Below are 20,024 nucleotides of genomic sequence, written 5' to 3' on the forward strand. Positions count from 1 at the left end.
GACACCTCTTTTGTTATTGAAATGTTAAGGTGTCATCGAGTGTAGACAGGTTCAGGCTGTTTTCCCAGTGGTTTACCCGGCTTATGAGTGGGAGATCAATTCAGCAATTAACTCGCGAACCCAGCGATGCCCGGCATGCCCGTGGCTGCGTTCGTGCCACACCAAATTGACATCAAATTGTTCCGCAAGCCACGGAAGTTCAATCACTGAGAGTAGTTCTGATTTCACCTGCAATAAGCGTCGCGGAACCAGTGCGACAAGGTCGCTGATGGAAACAATCTGAGGTACGAACAAAAATGTGGCCGCCGACATCACGACATTACGTTTGTGGCCGAATGTCGCCAGTGCGTCATCGATGGGCGTGGTAAAGCTGCCACCGCTGGGGGAAACAATCACATGCTCCAGTTGCACAAACTCTTCGATAGAGAGATTTTCTTTAAGAGCAGGGTGATCGCGTCGGCCAATTAGCACATACGTTTCGTCAAACAAATGGCTGCTTCTTAAATGCGATTTCGCTGCATCATGCGAGGCAATAGCGATATCAAGTTCACCGCTCGCCAGCTGTTGTTCAAACTGGGCAGGATTGTAGTGACGGGCCGCGATGCGCACGCCAGGGGCTTGTTGCCGCAAAGCCAGCACCAGCGGCATCACAATCGCCGCCTGCGTGTAGTCGGTGCAGGCGATATTAACGGTCAGTTCTGCTCGTTGCGGGTAAAAATCTTTGTGGGATTGCAGCGTTTGCCGCAATTTTTCAAGAGACTCGCGTACCGGAATAATTAATTCCAGCGCCTTGGCTGTTGGCGTCATTCCGCGTCTTGCTGGGATCAGCAGTGGATCATCAAACATATCCCGCAGGCGGTTGAGTTGGGCGCTCACGGCGGGCTGGCTGAGATGAAGCCTTGCCGCTGCTTTCGTTACATTCTGTTCCGCAAGCAAGGCTTCGAGCGTCAGCAGCAGGTTTAAATCAAGACGTGTGGTATCCATTGGGTGGATTCCTTAATAAAAAACAATCGATTTCTCTTATCTCTGAAATCTCCTGATAATTCAAGCCACACACATATGAATCATCAGGAGAAAGACCATGTCATCGAATCAAAAACCCGTTATCACTGTAGTTGGCGCACTGAGCAAACAAGGGCGCAGCGTAGTACGCACACTACTGGAAAGTCAGCGTTACCAGGTGCGGGCATTAACCCGCCGCATGGATTCCCCGCAAGCACAGGAGTTGGCAAAACTGGGTGTGGAGTTTATCAATGTGCCGCTGGAGCCAGGTCATAAACAGGATTTTATTCAGGCTTTTAAGGGCGCACACGGCGTATTTATGATGACACCGGGTATTACACCAGAAGCGGTTAACGCATCGACACATGAAACGGAATTAGGCAAAGAAATTGCCGATGCCGCCGTGGAAGCGGGCGTGCAGCATCTTGTCTTCACCAGCCTGGAAAATGTCGACCGTATTACCGACGGGGCGAAATGGGTGCCACACTTTACCGACAAGGGGCGCATTGAGGACTATATCCGCACGCTGCCCATTTCCAGCTCTTTTATTATGATGGCGTTTTTCTATACCAATTTGCTTGAGTATTACCAGCCGCGCTTTGAGGGCGATACTTTAGTTTTCCCCATCTATTTACCCGAAGATTTTCACGCCCCGTTTGTGGACCCTTTAACTGCAACTGGCCCAGCGGTGCTGGAGATTTTTGATAATCAGAATAAATACACAGGCTGCGCTTTACCGGTTGTTGGCGAATTTCTTTCACCAAAAGAGATTGTTGAAACCTTTAGCCGTGTGACCGGGATAAAAGCCGCTTATCGCCCGGCGATGACGCGTGACGAAATGCTGCAATATTTCCCATCATTTGCTGATATGGGCGGGTTAGTTGCTGAGCTGGTCGGGATGTCTGACTACGCCGTTGAATATGGTTACTACAGTAAAGAACGTGATGTGCAATGGAGTCGCCAGGTTAATCCAAACGCATTAACCTGGGAGCAATTTTTGCAAACCACGGGTTGGCAGGGGCAAGGGCATTCTTTCGGGCTTTGAGTCGCCAGTCACTGCGCCATTCAGAATAATCCCGCAAACTAAGAGGAAATGGATTTCCTCTCAGGCAAGAGCAAACATGGCATTAACGATCAGGGTATTACTGGAAAACCGGCGTGCTGACGGCGCAGATGAATTGTTGTGGGCTAAGGCAGGATTGAGTTTGTTGGTGGCGGATGAAACCACCAGCGTTTTATTCGATACCGGCCCTGATAGTAGCTTCGTGCATAACGCAGAAATTCTGGGTGTCGATCTGACAAGCTTAACCGCGACGGTACTTTCCCATGGTCATTATGATCATTGTGGCGGTGTGCCCTGGCTACCCGACAACAGCCGCATAATTTGCCATCCACAGATAGTCAATGAGCGATACGCGGTAGTGAAACTGGCGGGTGTTAGCCGAAAAATTAAGAAATTATCGCTGGATATTGATTACTCCCGTCACCGCATGGAGTACAGCCGCACGCCTGTACAGATTAGCGATCGTTTCTTATGGTCGGGAGAGATCCCTGTTGATGAACCCCGAGCATACGGGATGATTAGTGGTAACCCTGCGGCTGCGGATTACGTTATTGACGAGGGCGTTCTGATATATAAATCCGAGCATGGATTGGTGATTATCACCGGTTGCGGGCACCGGGGGATTATCAATATCGTGCGCCATTGCCAGGATATTACAGGCATCAGGAAGGTCTATGCGCTGATTGGCGGGTTCCATTTACGCAGCGCGCCACCGTGGGAATTGTTGCGGGTCAGACGTTTTCTCCATCAACAACAAATAAACAAAGTCCTGGGGTGCCATTGTACCGGTGCATGGGGGCGATGGTGGTTGCCGGAGGTTATTGCTCCGGCGACGGGAGATATTTTTACTTTGTAACGTCAATGCCGGATGTCACGAGTGCTAATCCGGCCTACGAACGGCATTTGTGGGGCAGATAATTAATAACGACTATATCTAATTAAATAATGATAGTTATGCATGATGGTATTGGCTGTTCTGATGAACATAATCAGGATGAGTGATTTATGAATAAACGGTATTTTGCTGTCTGCACAAAGGTAATGTATTCGCCGTGACAGGAATAATTTAAAGAGCATATTTATGTCGCGCAACTCTTGTCGAAATAATATCCGCGCTTGCGGACAATATTGGAGACGAATGTATGTTGCTTATCAAAAAATTCTCGTTGGTATTCTCAACCGCTATTTGCTGTTTCTCAACAGTAGTACAGGCCCAGGCACCCCAACCTACTTGGGTTCCACATCCACCCTCAGCGGTATTTCTCTACCTGATTCCAGGGGTAGTTATCTTTGGGTCGTTGATAGCGATACTCGCTATTCGCGGCTCACTTCCTAAGGAGTGGTCTTTAGCCGACGCACTTTCTGAGGATGTGTTGCTGCCAGCCTTCATCGAAGTTACGACGAAGGACCAGGATGGCGTACCAGTGGTCACAAGACAGCCAATCTATGACAAGAACGGCACACCTGTGCTTGTACCTGTCATGAAGGCAAGTTCGAGTCGCTTAATCGCGCTTATAGGGATGCTGGCCATTCTCTTTATGTACATCGGGTTCGGTTCGTTTGTGTTGTATGACTTTGGGGCAACGAGTACGGTTCCCGACTCGATCACCCAAATAGTCAAATTCCTTCTGGCCGGAATGACACTATTTGCTCCCTACGTAGTGAACAAATTTTCTTCATTATTTAGCGGCCTCACTGCGGGCAAATAATGATTGACGTTTATTCCTTCGCTCGCTAATTGAATAGTCTTTTACGTCGAACGCTCTATAGAGGAGATCGCTATGTTTGCTCAAAATAAGATAGAGTCACTTCAATTATCACTTAAGTCATTAGAGTTATATGAGGATAAAATAGATGGAATCATTGGGCCTAATACAATAGCTGCGATAAAAAAACTCGAAGCACTGGTTCACGAACAACCCAGCATCGAAAAACCAATATCTGGCGATTCAGCAGAAAAACCCGATGTGATCAATACTCTCACTGACGGGCAGGGCGCAGATATCGAAGATGCGCTGATATTCACCTTGAAAAATGAAGGGGGATATTCAGAACATCCAGATGACAAAGGAGGGGCGACGAATAAAGGAATTACGATTGGCACACTCTCCACATATCTTGGAAGAAAAGATGTCTCTAAAGATGAAGTAAAAAATTTAAGCTATGAAACAATAAAGATGATTTATAAAAGATATTATTGGGACGCATTAAACCTTGATGCTGTACAAGATCAAAGTATCGCAACTGCGTTGTTCGATATCGGGATAGTGTGCGGTACCGGTACCGCCATTGGTTTTTGCCAGGAGATATTAGGGTTACCCCAAACCAGGAAAATGGATACCGCTACACTAAATAAAATTAATAGCACGACAGATGAAGAATTGATCCCTCCCTTTGCCGAGAGAACGATTAGCTATTTCGACGCTATCGTTGCAAAAAAACCATCCCAGGCCGTTTTTTTAAAAGGCTGGAAAAACAGAGCCAATCGGCTGTTATCACTTATTGATAAGGATGATTTTGAAGCCGTCGTTCCTGTATCGGTGGACGGTATTATTGGCGAAGGGCTTCAGCAACTTGCGAAGCAAGCTGGTGTTCCACAGGCAGATATTGACAAAATGATCGACTGGCAGACCCAAAACAAACCATTATCCAACCCTCGATATTGGGTTGTTTTTAAGATCCATGAGCATTCAAAAAATAAAAGAATGCATATTTTTGACCGTGTAGCGAATACCGTCCAAAGTATTCACGCGGTTCATGGTACCGGTAGTGATCCGAATAATGATGGGTTAGCCACTGAATTTTCAAATATCCCAGAGTCGCACCAGAGTTCATTAGGGCTTTATAAAACCCTGGGAACTTACACTATGGCTAAACATGGCAGGGCGCTAAGGCTCGATGGACTTGAAGACACTAACAACAATGCTTTGAAACGCGGAATCGTGTTTCATGGTGTCCCTTATGCGGGAGATGAGTACGTTAAACAACATGGTCGGTGTGGGCGCTCTTTTGGTTGTCCGGCAGTAGAGTATGCACTTGTTCAGGATCTCATCGACAAGATTAAAGGCGGTTCGCTGTTGTTAATTTCATGAATTATCTGGTTTGTTGTTAAACACCATAATCTCTATCTAAATCACAGGTGACTAATATGGCCTTTGACCCTAAGAAAGATAATATTGCAATTACACTCAGCTATATGAAGTTATTGAAAAGCTCAGACATATTTTTTGATGGTTATAGTGAACCCTATGTCCTTTCGCTTGCCATTGATGCTGAGAATGCGAAAAACCCAACTCTGTATTACCAAACTATTCCCTTTCCAAAGGTGAAGGAGGGTGGCTCCGTATCCATAATGGGTGATGGCCTTCTTTTATATGGCCCAAAAAATCCGGGGGCATTTGTTACGTTATCTGCTCTGTTTATGGAATCAGATCGTGATGTCAGAAAAATGGGTGGGATAATAAATGGTATTATATCCAGCCAGGCAGCTGAATTGGGCCTCAAGGCTGCCATTGCGGCGAATCCTGGTTCAGCGATAGCGATTGCCATCATAAAAGAATTAGCACTTTATGTTTCCGGTGCCTTAGCAAAAAATGGAGACGATGAACTATTCAAAATAGAAGGATCATTTTTACGGGATCAATATTCTCCTTACCATGTTAATCATGTTTATGAATATAGAAATGAATATATTGGTGCAAATATTAATATATTGCCACTTAAGTCTGGTGACGACAGTACAGGAGAGGTCAATAAGATAGATCTATGACCCAATAATATGCACCCAACACGTCCGAAAGATTTGTTGGGTGCATCAGTGCAAGTGTCATCCACCATTTTCAGATCAAACCAATAACTCCCGCAACTGCTGGCGTTGTTGCTCGCTCACATCCAGCGGATGGCGATAACCGATGTTTTCCAGCGCGCGGGTGTACAGCGCCACCAGCCAGTCGTAAACATACAGCGTATTGCCGCGAGCAGGTTGGTCGCCCAAACGCACCAGGCGGGTGCTGGCGGTTGCCTGGGCTTGCGGGGTAAACACGGGTGAACCTTTGTTGACGCGGCTTGCCGGGCGTAATACCGGTTCAATCTGCGCGTAGCCTAACCAACTGACAAAATCGCCCAACACCGCGCTTACACAGGTGATTTCCTGCGCCATGCTGCCATCGCCATGGCGCAACGCCGTGTCGAGTTGTTCCGATAGTTTCAGGCGATAACTGGCGATGATCAGCAACTGGCACAAGGCCTGAAGCTGCGTGTTGTCCAGCCCGCAAAGCTCGGCAATTTCCCGGCGCGCCGCCAACTGGCGCAGATGGTTAATCCACAACAGATGCACCACGCTTGCGAAGCTGTCGATGCCCGCTGTTTGTGGGCTATGGCTCTCTTCGTCGGCGAACAGGTCGATATCCAGGCTAAAACCAGCGGGTTGTTGTTTGCGCAATTGCTGATGGCTCAACCAGCTTTGTTGCAGCACATGGCGTTCTGGCAGCAGGCTGGCGAGCAGTTCACCATGGCTGGCAGCGCGAGTCTGTAGTGTCCGCACCAGATCTTCTGCCTGCGAACGTGCGCGCTCCGGCGTGAGGTTTTCGCCGTCGAGAAGATGAGCGAACAGGGCGCTGATTTCTGTGTTCAGCGCGGCCTGTAACATTTCAATGCGCAGCGTGCGTTGCGCGGGAACCAGTGCGTCCGTCAACCATCCCAGCAAACGGTGCATATTCCGGCTGTCCAGCGCTTGCAGCGTACCCCAGCGTTTGCCCGGCAGGCCGATAATACGCTGCACGCCTTCATCCAGATTTGCGCCGCTAAAACGGGCATCTCGCGGGGTAATCGCCCAAATTAAACCTGGCGTGGTGGCGTTGCTGGCCTGGGTTTTATCTACCCAACGAGCCAGCATTTTACCTGCGGCGTTCACTTCGCTGCGCTCTGATGCCGCATTGCACACCACTAATTTATCGGGTTGCAGATATTGTGCGTAATCGTCGAGTTGCAGCAGGGGAATATCCACCACATCGACGTGTGGCAACTGGGGTAAATGGTTAAGCGTCAGCGTGATTTCGGCACACAGTTGCTGCAAATCAAGCAGTGAAAGACTCACTTGCGTAGCGATTTCCTGATTGAACAGCGGGCAGACCAGCACGTCGGCATTGATTTCCACCACGTCTGGTGTGGTCGGGAACAGAAAACCTTCCACGGGAAGTAAAAAGGTATCCACCAGCAAATTGGCAGGCGCCAGCACCTGGCGGGCATAACCCAAATGATTCAGCATCTCGGCAAGATGTTGCCACTGCGCGGTGCTGGTGGCGTTGTCCCCCCATAGCGGAGCCAGCAGCGCGGCCTGATCGGCACTGCTCAGCCACGGCATCAGCTCAGCCATTTGCTGCCACAGCGCGCTGCCCAGATGATACTGGCGACGCACCACTTGATGATAAGCCTGCGCAATATCAGACAGTTGCAACTGGGTTATCGCTGGGTTAGGTTGCGCCAGGCGCTTAGTCTGCAATTCCCGAAGTCTTGCGGCGATCGCCTCAGGTTGCGCAAAACGGGTAGCTGACGTGGCGTGATACTGGCGAATCAGGCGTTGAGCCAGTTCGCTTGCATTACACAGCGTCAGCAGCAGCGGGTAATGTTCCGCAACCGGTAATTCGCGACGGGTAAAGCGCACCGCCACACTCGCGGCATGGCCAGGGTTAATGTGCGTCAGGTAATCCAGCACTTTGCCGCCAAGCAAAATCTCAATGCGCTGGAAGTTATCGCCCAATAACGTGGTCAGCAGATGGTGTTTGCCGTCTACCGAGTGGCCATATAAACCCAAAGTTAGTGGCTGCTCCGCCTGCAAGTCAATCTGAATCTGGCGTTGCTGAAGGGCGGCCATGTTATGTAGTAGCCCATCGGCTTCGTTATCAATGAACGGAACCGACAGACGAGCCTGCTGTAGCCAATCCACTAATTGTTGCAGCGTTGAGGTTTTTGAAGTCATTTTTGGTACACGCTCCCGCTGTCAATCCAGTAATGGCTGGCACCGCTGTAGCTTCCTGCCAGAGTATTCAATTTAAAACTTAATTGGTTGAGCGGCACTTTGCTGCCGTCCTGCAACCAGGCTTCCGCCAGCACAAAAGCGTCGGCTTCGCGCGTTTGTTGCAAGCGAACGTTTAATACGCCTTCTCCGGCAATGGCTTTGGCTAGTTGCGGCGAGTTGATTGCCAAAGTGTAGAGCGGCGTGGCAGGCCAGCGCGCATCGTCAAGCTGGCGGAACCCCAGGCAGGCGTTACCGCGCAGTGGGAAATGCAGGCGGGTATCCAGTGTGGATTTGGGATCGTCGAGATCGATATCGCGATACCAGACATTTTTCTCGACCAGTGTGTTGTTGCCATCCAGCATCCCCAGGTAACGCACTGTGGAATAAGCCTGAATGTCGGACGCTTTAAAGTTAAAGCCAGGCAAACGTAAATCCATCGCCAGGCTGCACAACATGGCCCCTACGGCCGCGGTGGATTTCGGGTTGCCGATGCGGCCTTGCTGGCTAAACGGATACCATTCATGAGTCTGATAGTTATCCAGCCAGACGATACGGTTGACCGGCACCGGCTGCTGGTAGCGTAACAGCGCCTGCACGCCCGGCAAGCAGCCTGGTCGGCCAGTGACCAACAACACATCGCAACAGTAATGGCTGATGACTTCACACAACGCTTGCAGCGGGGTGGTCAGCGTAAACTGGCCTGCCAGCATCGCTTCTTGTAACTGGGCCAACTCAACATGTAGCGGTACGCTAAACAAATCAAATGCCGGGGCATCGGCAGGCAGGGCGTGTTGCACCGCCTGTTGAACATAGTTGATCACGTTATCGGTTGGGCGCTGGGTTAGCAGTTCGCCAAACGTCGCTTCCAGCATGGCGTGGCTGTCATCCGGGTCGCTATTTTCCCAGCACGACAACACGGCATGGCCAAGCGGGATAAACAGTTGCAGCGCCGTTTGTTGGCGCAGCGTGCCACGCGTATCCATCCGTCCGGATTCGCCAAACAGCGTAGTCATTAATCCTGCGGTATCTGCCACACCCGCCTGATGAATTTGTGTCTGAAGTGCGGGCAATACGCAACGCTGGATAACATCCAGCAGAATGTCGTCTCCCGCCACTTTGAACCCTTCACGGAACAGTAAACGTGGCGTGATTTTGACGTTGCTGCCGACTCCTTCATCCAGATGATATTGGGTGATCGCCATGTCCGTGGTGCCGCCACCAATATCAATTGAGGCGACACGCAGCGTTTTACCCGGTAGCTCATCGGCGGCTAATTTGCGGTCTGGGCGCGCCAGGCTTTGGAAGAAGTTCCCGCTTTGCCCCGCATAGTTGACCAGCGCTTCGTTATACAACCACACCAGTTGCCCGCAGGTGGCTTCGTCCCATTCCATCTGCACATCAGGAACCGGAACCACACTTTTCTGGAAATCACGATCGTTGCTGAAACCGTCATCGGTCGGGTGCCATTCCATTGCTTTCCACACCAGCCCAACCGCTTCCTGCATCCGCTGGCGGAAGATTTCACGCTCTTGTTTCGGCATCGCCGACGGCAGAGTGAGGATCAGATGGCGCAACTGCCGTGGCGCATTCAGGTGGCCCATGCTTTGGCGCGAGCCGACGCTGTTGATTTGCATCAGCGCCTGCGCCAGCAGTTCACACAGCATTAAGGTCATCAACGAACTGCGGCTGTATTGCGGCGAGAACACTGGCAGGCGGTCTTCTAACGGTAATGAATAGAGCGGTTGCCCGTCGTCGTTCATCAGGTTCATTAACGGGAAAGCGGTGGCCAGCGGTTCGCGCTGCGTTTTCACGCCCATCTGGCTAAAGCGCCAGTCCTGGTTGGCCGGTGTTTCATCCCACAAATAGCGGCGTGGGCTGGAAATACCACTGGCACCTTCGGTTCCTAAACGGGCAGATGCCATGCTGCGTGCTTCATCACCGACGCGGGCAATCGATGGCCAGACAAATGCGTCATCGCGGCCACTTTCTACCGAGCAATGTTGTTTGCCGAATTTGGCCTCTGAGAACTCGAGGCGGCTGGTGAACATCGCTTCATTGATGGTTTGCGGTTCGCTGAGCGAACGAATTTGCAGCTCGGCGGTCTGGCGCAGGCCATCGTTCGCTTCGCCGTGGTCTTCAATCAACACGCCGCAAGTGTGAGTGTTACCAACGTCCAGTACCAGATCGACCGGAATGGCAGGCGCTTGCAGCGTGGCGGTGACAATTTTCACTTCCGGCACCGCCAGTTGTGCACCAAGCATCTCAATAATATTGAGGTAGTGCGCCTGATACTCGAAGGTTTTCAGCGCATGGCTGAGTTCACGCTCGCTGCGTGACTCGTGGCGCGTAACAAATTGTGTGAACACTTCGCGTAACCAGCCATCAACCCAGGTCTGGTCAATAAAATCGTTAATTTCTTCGTTTTGCCAGGCCAGCGCAAAGCGTGCGCCGTTACGCACATCATTTTGCGTGGGAGCCAGATGTGCGGCTGGGTTGTCGTCAGCCAGAATTTTGGTGTCCAGCGCGAGGGTAATACGCACTGTGTTGCCTGCGGAGTCCGGTGTTTCAAGGCTGCGAATTTGCACCCGCGCCCAGTTATCCGGGCCGCCAACAAAGGTGCGCGGCGGGTTAAAACGCAGGAACGGCAGCGGCAGCCAGGTTTTATCCAGCAGTTTTAGCGAGTGACCCAGCGTGATGATGCTTTCAGGTTTGACGACTTCGGGAGCGGCTCCCTGAGTGCTGGGCAGGGTGAACTTGCCAGGCACGACATCGTAATCAAGGCGCAGCAGTGGGCCATTTGCCGTTTTACGCACAAAGCGCCCGGTGTGCGGGGCGTTTGGCTGCGGCGCCAGGCCGAAATCCAGAAACTGAATGCCGCTGTCTTTAATGAGCGTCACGCTCGGTTTATAGGGATACAGGGTGGCAAGCATGGCTTAATCACTCACTTTTTTAAATGTCACAGGCACCACGGTGTCACCTTGATAGCGCCCGGTACACTCCGCGACATCATTCGCGCCAGCATTACAGGCAATTTCCGGCAGCGGGTAGCGCGAACCATCGCTACAACGCGCATTGCCACGGGTTTTAATCATCAATGTTCCGGACTGCATCAACCCTGAAAAGACTTCCGCTTTACAGACAATGTTGTCGCCATGAACCAGGCGCACAGTGCCTTTGTTTTTGGCGATTTGATAACGCAGCGTCGGCGGTTTGCCGGTAATCGAATCTTTCACATTGATGGCGACGCGCCAGCTGCCGTTAAGGAATTTGGTGGAACCGGCTTTTAATGCGTCGGCGGGTAAAATCAGCGTGCCTTTGGGGATGTCAGCAGGCGCAACCACCGGCTCTGGCTCAGGCGCGGGCGGTTCGATAACGGCGGCCTGGGCAACAGGCAATGTGGAAACGTGGGCAACGGGTTGCGCCTGAATCACCGCCGGAGCGATAACCTTTGGTTTAACTTCTGGGGCAATTTGCGCTAAAGGTTCTGCGTGCGGGGTCGATATCAGAAACCAGGCGAGCGGGGCAGCGATGCTGGCAATAATCGCTGCCGCAACGGGTAGCAACCAGCGCCGTGTTTTTTTAACCGGTGAAACATCAGGCACAGTTTGGGCAACGGGCTGTTGCACCGGCAGCGTTTCGATGACGGGTTCGGCATTAATAATAGAAGGCGCAATAGAATAGAGCGGCTCATCCGGCTCGCTAAGCACCACTACAGGCGGAGCGGCAGGCGGCGGTTCGGGAAGAAACTCGATAACCGGTTCATGTTCTTCAACGATGCGTAAACAGTCCATGGCATCGGTACGGGCGTCAGTATTGAGGCTGACAAAGCCCCAAAACGTGAGGACCGGTTTGCCGTCAACCAGATAGACATGCTGGCTGCCTGGAAACTGTAACGCATTCGCCAGCAACGAACCAAACAGCTGGATAGCCGTTTTTTCCGCCTGCTGGCAGCGCTGAATTAACGAGGCGACATTGGCCTGGCAGTTATCGAGGTAACGCAGGGCTTTTTTGCGTTGTTCATCACTCGCTGCCGCCCAACTGACGACTGTGCCTTCAAATGGCGCGTACCAGTCAACCCGGTCACCTTCATCGTTTGGCTGCGGGATTGCCAGACTATCGACCACTGCCTGCTGTTTGCGTAAGCGCAATGTTTCGCGAATTTGTAGCGCTGAGTCGAACACTGTCTGTCCGTTTTCGCCTAGCGAAAGGAAGTCATCTAAGCATCCGCTGCGCAATAATGTTTTTGCCACGTCATCAATCCTGCTGTTTTCAGCTCAGTTTGAGCCATCTTCACGCTTGCCACTTTACTGAAAGCTTGCGCAAGTGAACGGTGGAAGAGACGGGTTTTTTCTCTAATTATCGGGCGATTGCACTTAAGTCATTGGGACGTTCCCTGGTTTTGTGCTACTCATTATTCTTCGCAACTCGTTCGGGAGCGCGCCATAAATGCCGCAAACATTGCCGTTATTACTGGTTCAAATGGGTCATCCGCCGTTAGATATTCGCAAAGCTGTAGGTGAACAGCCGCAGTGGTTTAACGCGGCATTGGGGGATGTTGGCCCGATTAGCGTGGTGTGCCCGTTTGAAGGGGAAGCACTTCCCGCTGTCGGCACGTTTAGCGGCGCGGTGATTACCGGTTCATGGGCAATGGTGACGGACCATGAAGAGTGGAGTGAGCGCACCGCCGAGTGGCTGCGGGAAATTATCGAGGCGGGTGTGCCGGTTTTGGGGGTGTGCTACGGGCACCAGTTGATGGCTTACGCGCTGGGTGGTGTAGTGGATTACCATCCAAAAGGCAGCGAAGTGGGGCAAATAGCCGTCACGCTTAATGACGCCGCCCAGCACGACCCGCTTCTTAGCGGCCTGCCAAATTCGTTCGATACCTTTTTAAGCCACGAGCAAAGCGTGCTCGCGCTGCCTAAAGGTGCAGTGGTGTTGGGCGCATCCAGCCACGACCCGCATCAGATAGTTCGTTACTCGCCAACCGCATTCTCAGTGCAATTCCACCCTGAATTTAGTGCGCCAGTGATGAATAAAATCATTACCAGCCGCAGTGAAAGGGTGGCGATGAAAGGCAAAGATCGCGATGCTTTACTGGCGGCTGTCAGTGACACGCCAGTTTCACGTTCGATCCTTCAGCGATTCGTTGCATTGTTGTAAAAATGACTGGCGGGAGATCGTGCTGTATTTGACGGAAAACTGCACAAATATCCCTGTTTCTGAATAACGTGAGAGCCTTTTGTTATTTGTCAGTGGCCCTGGGTTATGGTGTGATTCATCCTTAAAAATAATAAGTTCACTCATCATTTTGGCAAGCAAACAAAAGGTAAAATCATGTCGACAGGGAAAACCTTCCTCGCGCTGCTGTTAACCAGCTTATTACCCGCCAGCTCCGCATTCGCTGCCGCGAATAACACCCTGGTTTACTGCTCAGAAGCCTCTCCAGAATCCTTCAACCCACAAATCGCCAGTTCCGGGCCAACGTTTGTTGCCAGCTCGCAAACGTTATACAACCGGCTGGTTGAATTCCGCCCCAGCGATAACCTGCCGGTGCCATCTTTGGCGACCGAGTGGAAAATCAGCCCGGACGGTAAAACCTACACATTCACGCTGCGCAAAGGCGTGAAGTTCAATAGCAATAAAGAGTTTAAACCGACGCGCGATTTCAACGCCGACGACGTGGTGTTCTCGGTGATGCGACAAAAAGACCCGAAACACCCGTACCACAATGTCTCGCAGGCAAGTTACGAATATTTCAACGATGTTGGCCTCGATAAGCTCATCACTGAAGTGAAGAAGATCGATGACAATCACGTTCAGTTCACTTTGAGTGAGCCAAATGCGGCCTTCCTCGCAGACTGGGGAATGGACTTTGCGTCGATTCTTTCGGCTGAATACGCCGATGCGATGCTAAAAGCGGGCACGCCAGAAAAGGTCGATACCGCACCCATCGGCACCGGCCCGTTTGCGTTGCAGGAATACAAAGTGGATTCGTTGATTCGCTACGTGGCAAACCCGAATTACTGGAATGGCGAAGTGCCAACTAAACACCTGATCTTCTCGATTACGCCAAACGTGCAAACGCGCATGGCGAAATTGCAGAAGAACGAATGCCAGATTATCCCCGCACCGGCACCGGTACAGTTCGAAGCCATTAAAGCCGATAAAAACCTCGAGCTGCATACCGTCGATGGTTTGAATGTCGGTTATCTGGCGTTTAATACCACCAAAAAACCGTTCGACAACGTGCTGGTTCGCCAGGCGCTGAATTACGCCGTCGATAAACAAGCCATTATTAATGCCGTGTTTATGGGCTCGGGCACCATTGCAAAATCACCGATTCCACCAGCCATGTTAGGTTTTGATAAAGATCTGAAAGATCGCAGCTACAACCCAGCCAAAGCCAAAGAGTTGCTCAAGCAAGCGGGCCTTGAGAAGGGCTTCGATACCGATTTATGGTCGATGCCAGTGCAACGCCCATACAACCCGAATTCACGTCGCATCGCCGAGATGATTCAGCATGACTGGGCGAAAGTGGGCGTGAACGCGAAAATCGTCACCTTTGAGTGGGGCGAATATCTTTCAGGTATGCGTAAAGGCGAACATTCCTCCGCATTATTTGGCTGGATGAGCGACAACGGTGACCCGGACAACTTCGCCGATACCTTGCTCGGTTGTGGCAGCATCCAAAGTGGCTCCAACGCCGCGCGCTGGTGCGACAAGCAGTACGATGCGCTGACACAGAAAGCAAAACTGACCAGCGACCCGGCCGCACGCGCCAAACTTTACGAGCAGGCACAAGAAGTGTTCTACCAGCAAGCACCGTGGATCCCACTCGCTAACGGCAAAACCTTCTACGCCACGCGCAGTAATGTGACGGGTTACAGTGTGAGCCTGAACGGTAGCGACTTCTCGAAAGCAAAATTGAACTGATAAGCTTTTGTGTAGGTCGGATTAGCGTTAGCGACCTCCGACATTATTGGCATTAATGGTGGATGACGCCTTCGGCTTATCCCCCCTACAAGACAGCAGTTGTAGGGATGAATGTTAGCGACATCCACCGTTAAAAAGACAGGAATAACGACATGGAGTCATTTTTTTCAACCACTGCAAACTGCCGCGTCCGCTGGCTGGACTTGCCCGGCGGCGGCACACCGCTTGTATTTGTTCATGGCCTCGGTTGCGCCTCATCTTATGAATATCCCCGCGTCGTTGCTGATAAAAATTTTGCTGGACGAAGGGCGATTCTTATCGACCTCCCCGGTTACGGATATAGCGAAAAACCCCGCGATTTCAGTTATTCAATTAAAGAACAGGCGCAAGTGGTGGCTGAACTTATTGGTCATCTGAAACTGGAGAAGTATTTTCTCTATGGTCATAGCATGGGCGGCAGTATCTGTATTGAAGCAGCAGAATTATTGACGGCAAATTTATCCGGGCTGATCGTTTCAGAGCCTAATTTCCATGCGGGCGGCGGCTTTTTTAGCCAACAAATTTGCAGCGTAACTGAAGCGAATTATGTCGCAGATCGGCATAATGCAATGGTTAACAATGAAAATGGCCCATGGTCAGGAAGTTTAGCGGCAGCGGCCCCCTGGGCTGTATGGCGTGGAGCGGAAAGTCTGATCAAGGGTAATCATTGGTTAACGATTTTCGCGCGCCTGGAGAAACCGCGTTCGTTGATCTTTGGCGAACAATCGCTCCCCGACGGTGATTTCACCCAAGTTCAAAACGGGGGCATTAGCACATCGGTATTAACCGAATGCGGGCATTCCATGTCATGGGAGAATCCAGCGGCATTGGCCGGAGCTTTAGATTCATTCTGTAAACAGCACGAATGATTAATGATCTTGAGAAAATCACCGCGGAGTCATAAGGTATACCTCTAAAATTAAGGAGATAGTTATGGCGCACCTGGAAGATGTTATTGCCCGCGTAGACGCAGCGGTAACTGAAAATGTGATTGAGCATATGAATGAGTTGCTGATTGAACTGAGCGACGATGCTGAGTTAACCCGCGAAGACCGTTACGCACAGCAGCAGCGTTTACGTAACGCCATTGCGCAGAAGGGTCATCATCACAAAGCGGAAGTGGAACAGCGCCGTGATGATTTAACCAAAGGCGGCACCATTATTTAAGTTTCAGAAAGTGTTATCACAAACCGCCTTCGTTGAAGGCGGCGTGATAAGAAACAAAGACGAAAAAGTTAAGCGGTTTTCACTTCCGGTTGCATATTCATCATACGGTTTAGCCACGGCACCATTGCCGCCATAATCAGCGCGATAACAAAGGTCGTGATGCCAATTTTGCTGAACACACCAGTATAAATCGGCAGCGTTTGCAGCGGATCGTTAAGGGATTCTGGCACTGCCGTGAAGGTGGCAACGTAGCCGCCGAGCAGGAAGGCCGCGGCCTGGGTCAGGAACCACATCCCGAGAATAAAGCCCATCATAGTTTGCGGCACCAGCGCTGCGACCATTGCTAAACCTAACGCGCTTATCATCAGTTCACCCAAACTCTGGAACAAATACACCAGCACGATAAACCACGGTGAGGTTAGCCCTTGCGCGTCAGCAAACCACATACCAGCGGCGGCGGCAGTTAAAAAGCCTAACGAACACAGGAACATGCCGAGAGTGAATTTTGCAGGCATCGTCAGATCTTTGCCTTTGGCACCAAAACGGGTATACAGCGAAGCCAGAATAGGGCTGGCGACCACTACCCAGAATGGGTTCAGAGCCTGAAAACTGACGGGGTTGATAGTAAACCCGAGAATTTCATGGCGCACGTTATTGATAGCAAAGAAGTTCAGCGACGTCGGCATCTGGGCATACAGAATGTAAAACAGTACCGCTTCAATCATTAGCACAAAGGCGACGTACATGCGGTTGCGATCGCTTTTGTTTTGCTTCGCGGCCTCACGGAAGAAGAGGAAAATCACGATGATGGACAGCACAATTAACACAATATTGGCCACTTTTACGTTATGCATCAGCCATGCACAAACGTAAATCATCAGCACAGTTCCCGCTAAAACCAGCAGTAAGTTTTTGTAGCTCATCGGCTTGCTATCGGGTTCCGAGCCGATGTCGCGCACCATGCCACGGCAGCAGAAATAAACCAGCAATGCGAAGACTAAGCCAATGCCGCACAGGTTGTAGGTAACGGCGTAGCCATATTTGTTGGCAATGACGGGAGCAAGAGACAAAGACAACAAAGAACCAATGTTGATAGACATGTAAAAGAGGGTGAATGCGCCGTCCAGACGGGGATCTTTTGGCGGATAACATTTTGAAAGCAGACTGGCTGGGTTGGCTTTAAATAGCCCGTTGCCCACCGCAATGGTGCCCAGGGCAATAAAGATCATATCAGGATTATGCAGCGACAAACCGGTCATAAAGTAGCCCAGCGCCAGTACCACGGCACCAAGAACCATCGTGCGTTTTGTTCCTAATAAATGATCGCCAACATAACCACCGATTGAGATCAGCCCGTAAACCAGTGCGGCAAAGGCACCAAAGGTAACAAAGGCCTGTTCCTGTGAAAAACCGAGCTCTTTAACGAAGAAAACGGCCAGAATACCTTGCACGCCGTAGTATCCAAAACGCTCCCATAACTCAACAAAAAAAATCATAAAAAACGGTTTAGGTTGCTGCAATAAACCGGTAGGGGCGGGCTTATTCATGTTCGTTTGCCTTTAGACATTTTAAGGAAGTATAAGCAGCTATTGGCGCTATACCTAAGTTCGATCTGTGATGGAATCGTATTCTATTTTGCGCATCCGTATGCGGTGTTAATGCCGCATTTGAGACGATACTTAGGGTATTGTATGGTTAATTTGCTTTCCTGGTGGTTGATCACACTATCAAATCACGAGCATGACATTTTTATGTTTGCCCGGGGATTTTCGTAGGTCGGATAAGCTTAAGCGTCATCCGACAAATCTAAAATATAAGAAAATAATATGAAGTTATCTATTCGCACCTTTCTGGATAATTAACTTAATCCTTCGCTCTATAAGAGTGCGAAAAATGAATGATGCGTTCTTAGGTATATTTAAATCTCTTGATTATCAGCGCTGTAAATACCTGGCACGGTAAATGCTTTATTTGCTCCATCTTGTATACCAGATGGGATTCCAGTTTATGTCAGTAGCAACCTTGCCTGAATGGGTCGCGAGTTACCGCCAGCACCCGCAACAGCTAGTGGCGGCATATCAGCAATTAAATGCAAATTTATCCCGTGATGATAATGCGTGGATATATATCGCCACGCAGGATGAAATTTATGCGCAATTAACCACAATTTTTCAGGCAATTAATTCTGGTGAAAAGCAAGTAGCAGATTTTCCATTATTAGGCGTTCCTTTTGCGGCGAAAGATAATATTAATGTTGCCGGAATGCCCACCAGCGCGGCGTGCCCGGCATTTACTTACACCCCTGAAAAAGATGCGACGGTGATAGCCCGCCTGAAAGCGGCCGGGGCGATTGTGGTCGGTAAAACCAACCTCGACCAGTTTGCCACCGGATTAGTCGGCACTCGCTCTCCGTTTGGTGCAGTAAAAAATACCTTCAACCCTGAATATGTCAGCGGGGGTTCCAGTTCGGGCTCCGCATCGGTGGTGGCTCGCGGGCTGGTGTGCTTTGCGCTGGGAACCGACACTGCCGGTTCAGGCCGCGTGCCAGCAGGTTTTAACAATATTGTTGGTCTGAAACCGACCAAAGGTTGGGTTTCTACTGCCGGTGTGGTTCCTGCGTGTCGATTGAACGACTGTATTTCAGTGTTCGCATTAACCGTTGAAGATGCTGAAACCGTTGCAGCGATTGCTGGCGGTTACGATCGGCAAGATCCTTACTCCCGTGCCAACCCGCAGACCGCTCCGGCACGTTTTAGTGAAAAACTCCGTTTTGCCATTCCCGATCGGCTTGAATTCTTTGGGGACCGTTTAAGTGAAGTGGCTTTCGCCAAAACCCTGGCGCGTTTGCAGCAGCAGGGCGCGGAACTGGTACCGATTGATTTCACGGTGTTTAACGAGTTAGCCGCTCAACTGTATAACGGCGCGTGGGTGGCCGAGCGCACCGTTGCGGTTGGCGATATTTTCAAAAATAAGCCTGAAGCCATGGACCCAATCGTGCGCGGTATTGTGGCAAACGGCCTGAACTACACGGCTTGTGATGCCTGGCAGGCGGAATACACCCGCGCTGAACTCTCGCGCCAAATTAACGCGCAACTCAGCGAGTTTGACGCGCTGGTGGTGCCAACGTCTCCGACTATTCATACCCTCGCTGAAATGGCGCAGGAACCAGTGCGCTACAACTCGCAATTTGGCACCTACACCAACTTTACCAACCTGGCTGACCTCTGCGCGCTGGCGCTGCCGGGGGATTTCCGCGCAGACGGAATTCCTGCCGGAATCACGCTTATCGCGCCCGCATGGCATGACCAGGCGCTGAGTCACTTCGGCAAAAGCTGGCAGCAGGCGTTGGACCAGCCGCTGGGCGCGACTGAAAAAGCACTTCCTGCGACCATTACCGCAAAAATCTCGGCAAACCACGTTCGCGTTGCCGTGGTGGGCGCACATCTGCGTGGAATGCCGCTCAACCACCAACTCACCACGCGCAATGCGGTGTTTATCGAAGAATCGCGCACCGCTGCCAATTATCGCCTTTATGCGCTGGCCAATACTCAGCCGCCAAAACCGGGCCTTGCCCGCAGTCTGGAAGGGCAGCCGATTGCCGTAGAACTATGGGATATCCCGCTGGCTAGATTCGGTGAATTTGTGGCGGAGATCCCCGCGCCGCTTGGGATCGGTACTTTGACTCTGGAAGACGGCAGGAGCGTGAAAGGGTTTATTTGCGAACCCGCAGCACTAAGCGATGCCACGGATATTACCGCGTGGGGCGGCTGGAAAGCCTGGCTTGCCCGTCACCACAGCGCCTGA

At 51.0% G+C, this 20,024-nt stretch carries 15 protein-coding genes; 10 read left to right on the plus strand and 5 right to left on the minus strand.

Going from position 1 to position 20,024, the window contains the following annotated elements:
• Nucleotides 1-81: 81 nt before the first annotated feature.
• Nucleotides 82-984, minus strand: a complete 903-nt coding sequence (locus tag MES37_RS02420; RefSeq protein ID WP_232885901.1) for a LysR family transcriptional regulator — start codon at nt 982-984, stop codon at nt 82-84.
• 97 nt (nt 985-1,081) lie between these two features.
• Between MES37_RS02420 and MES37_RS02425 the strand changes: the two genes are divergently transcribed.
• From MES37_RS02425 to MES37_RS02445, 5 genes are all read left to right on the plus strand, one after another.
• A complete protein-coding gene (locus tag MES37_RS02425) occupies nt 1,082-2,047 on the plus strand; it encodes an NmrA/HSCARG family protein (RefSeq protein ID WP_064546855.1) in 966 nt (321 codons plus the stop codon).
• A gap of 76 nt (nt 2,048-2,123) precedes the next feature.
• Complete coding sequence (locus MES37_RS02430) at nt 2,124-2,921, plus strand: MBL fold metallo-hydrolase (RefSeq protein WP_237930033.1); 798 nt, start codon at nt 2,124-2,126, stop codon at nt 2,919-2,921.
• 286 nt (nt 2,922-3,207) lie between these two features.
• On the plus strand, nt 3,208-3,774 hold the full coding sequence (locus tag MES37_RS02435; RefSeq protein ID WP_237930034.1) for a hypothetical protein: 567 nt from the start codon (nt 3,208-3,210) through the stop codon (nt 3,772-3,774).
• Between the two features lie 72 nt (nt 3,775-3,846).
• Entirely contained in the window at nt 3,847-5,157 is a 1,311-nt protein-coding gene (locus tag MES37_RS02440; protein ID WP_237930035.1) for a murein L,D-transpeptidase catalytic domain-containing protein, read from the plus strand.
• Nucleotides 5,158-5,213: 56 nt separating this feature from the next.
• Entirely contained in the window at nt 5,214-5,834 is a 621-nt protein-coding gene (locus tag MES37_RS02445; RefSeq protein WP_121813441.1) for a hypothetical protein, read from the plus strand.
• A 75-nt stretch (nt 5,835-5,909) separates the two neighbouring features.
• Here the strand turns inward: MES37_RS02445 and MES37_RS02450 are convergent, their stop codons facing one another.
• From MES37_RS02450 to MES37_RS02460, 3 genes are read right to left on the minus strand one after another with little or no spacing between them, the layout of a single operon-like run.
• A complete protein-coding gene (locus MES37_RS02450) occupies nt 5,910-8,042 on the minus strand; it encodes a virulence factor SrfC family protein (protein WP_237930036.1) in 2,133 nt (710 codons plus the stop codon).
• Entirely contained in the window at nt 8,039-11,011 is a 2,973-nt protein-coding gene (locus MES37_RS02455; RefSeq protein WP_237930037.1) for a virulence factor SrfB, read from the minus strand. Before MES37_RS02455 ends, MES37_RS02450 begins: the two co-directional genes overlap by 4 nt.
• 3 nt (nt 11,012-11,014) lie before the next feature.
• On the minus strand, nt 11,015-12,331 hold the full coding sequence (locus tag MES37_RS02460) for an SrfA family protein (protein WP_237930038.1): 1,317 nt from the start codon (nt 12,329-12,331) through the stop codon (nt 11,015-11,017).
• Nucleotides 12,332-12,527: 196 nt separating this feature from the next.
• Here MES37_RS02460 and MES37_RS02465 point away from each other — a divergent pair, with 196 nt between their 5' ends.
• The 4 genes from MES37_RS02465 to MES37_RS02480 all read left to right on the plus strand — a co-directional run bounded on the left by MES37_RS02465 (nt 12,528) and on the right by MES37_RS02480 (nt 16,220).
• The gene (locus MES37_RS02465; RefSeq protein WP_232885895.1) at nt 12,528-13,241 is read left to right on the plus strand and encodes a glutamine amidotransferase; all 714 of its coding nucleotides are present in this window, start codon (nt 12,528-12,530) and stop codon (nt 13,239-13,241) included.
• Nucleotides 13,242-13,415: 174 nt separating this feature from the next.
• Entirely contained in the window at nt 13,416-15,014 is a 1,599-nt protein-coding gene (locus MES37_RS02470; RefSeq protein WP_133521447.1) for an ABC transporter substrate-binding protein, read from the plus strand.
• Nucleotides 15,015-15,166: 152 nt separating this feature from the next.
• The gene (locus MES37_RS02475; RefSeq protein ID WP_237930039.1) at nt 15,167-15,922 is read left to right on the plus strand and encodes an alpha/beta fold hydrolase; all 756 of its coding nucleotides are present in this window, start codon (nt 15,167-15,169) and stop codon (nt 15,920-15,922) included.
• A gap of 64 nt (nt 15,923-15,986) precedes the next feature.
• Nucleotides 15,987-16,220, plus strand: coding sequence for a DUF2526 family protein (locus tag MES37_RS02480; RefSeq protein WP_064518779.1), 234 nt, complete (start codon nt 15,987-15,989; stop codon nt 16,218-16,220).
• Between the two features lie 68 nt (nt 16,221-16,288).
• Here the strand turns inward: MES37_RS02480 and dtpB are convergent, their stop codons facing one another.
• The gene (gene dtpB / locus MES37_RS02485) at nt 16,289-17,767 is read right to left on the minus strand and encodes a dipeptide/tripeptide permease DtpB (RefSeq protein WP_064546835.1); all 1,479 of its coding nucleotides are present in this window, start codon (nt 17,765-17,767) and stop codon (nt 16,289-16,291) included.
• A 460-nt stretch (nt 17,768-18,227) separates the two neighbouring features.
• Here dtpB and atzF point away from each other — a divergent pair, with 460 nt between their 5' ends.
• Nucleotides 18,228-20,024, plus strand: a complete 1,797-nt coding sequence (atzF, locus tag MES37_RS02490; protein WP_237930040.1) for an allophanate hydrolase — start codon at nt 18,228-18,230, stop codon at nt 20,022-20,024.

Source organism: Buttiauxella sp. S19-1 (assembly GCF_022134725.1).
Taxonomy (GTDB): domain Bacteria; phylum Pseudomonadota; class Gammaproteobacteria; order Enterobacterales; family Enterobacteriaceae; genus Buttiauxella; species Buttiauxella ferragutiae.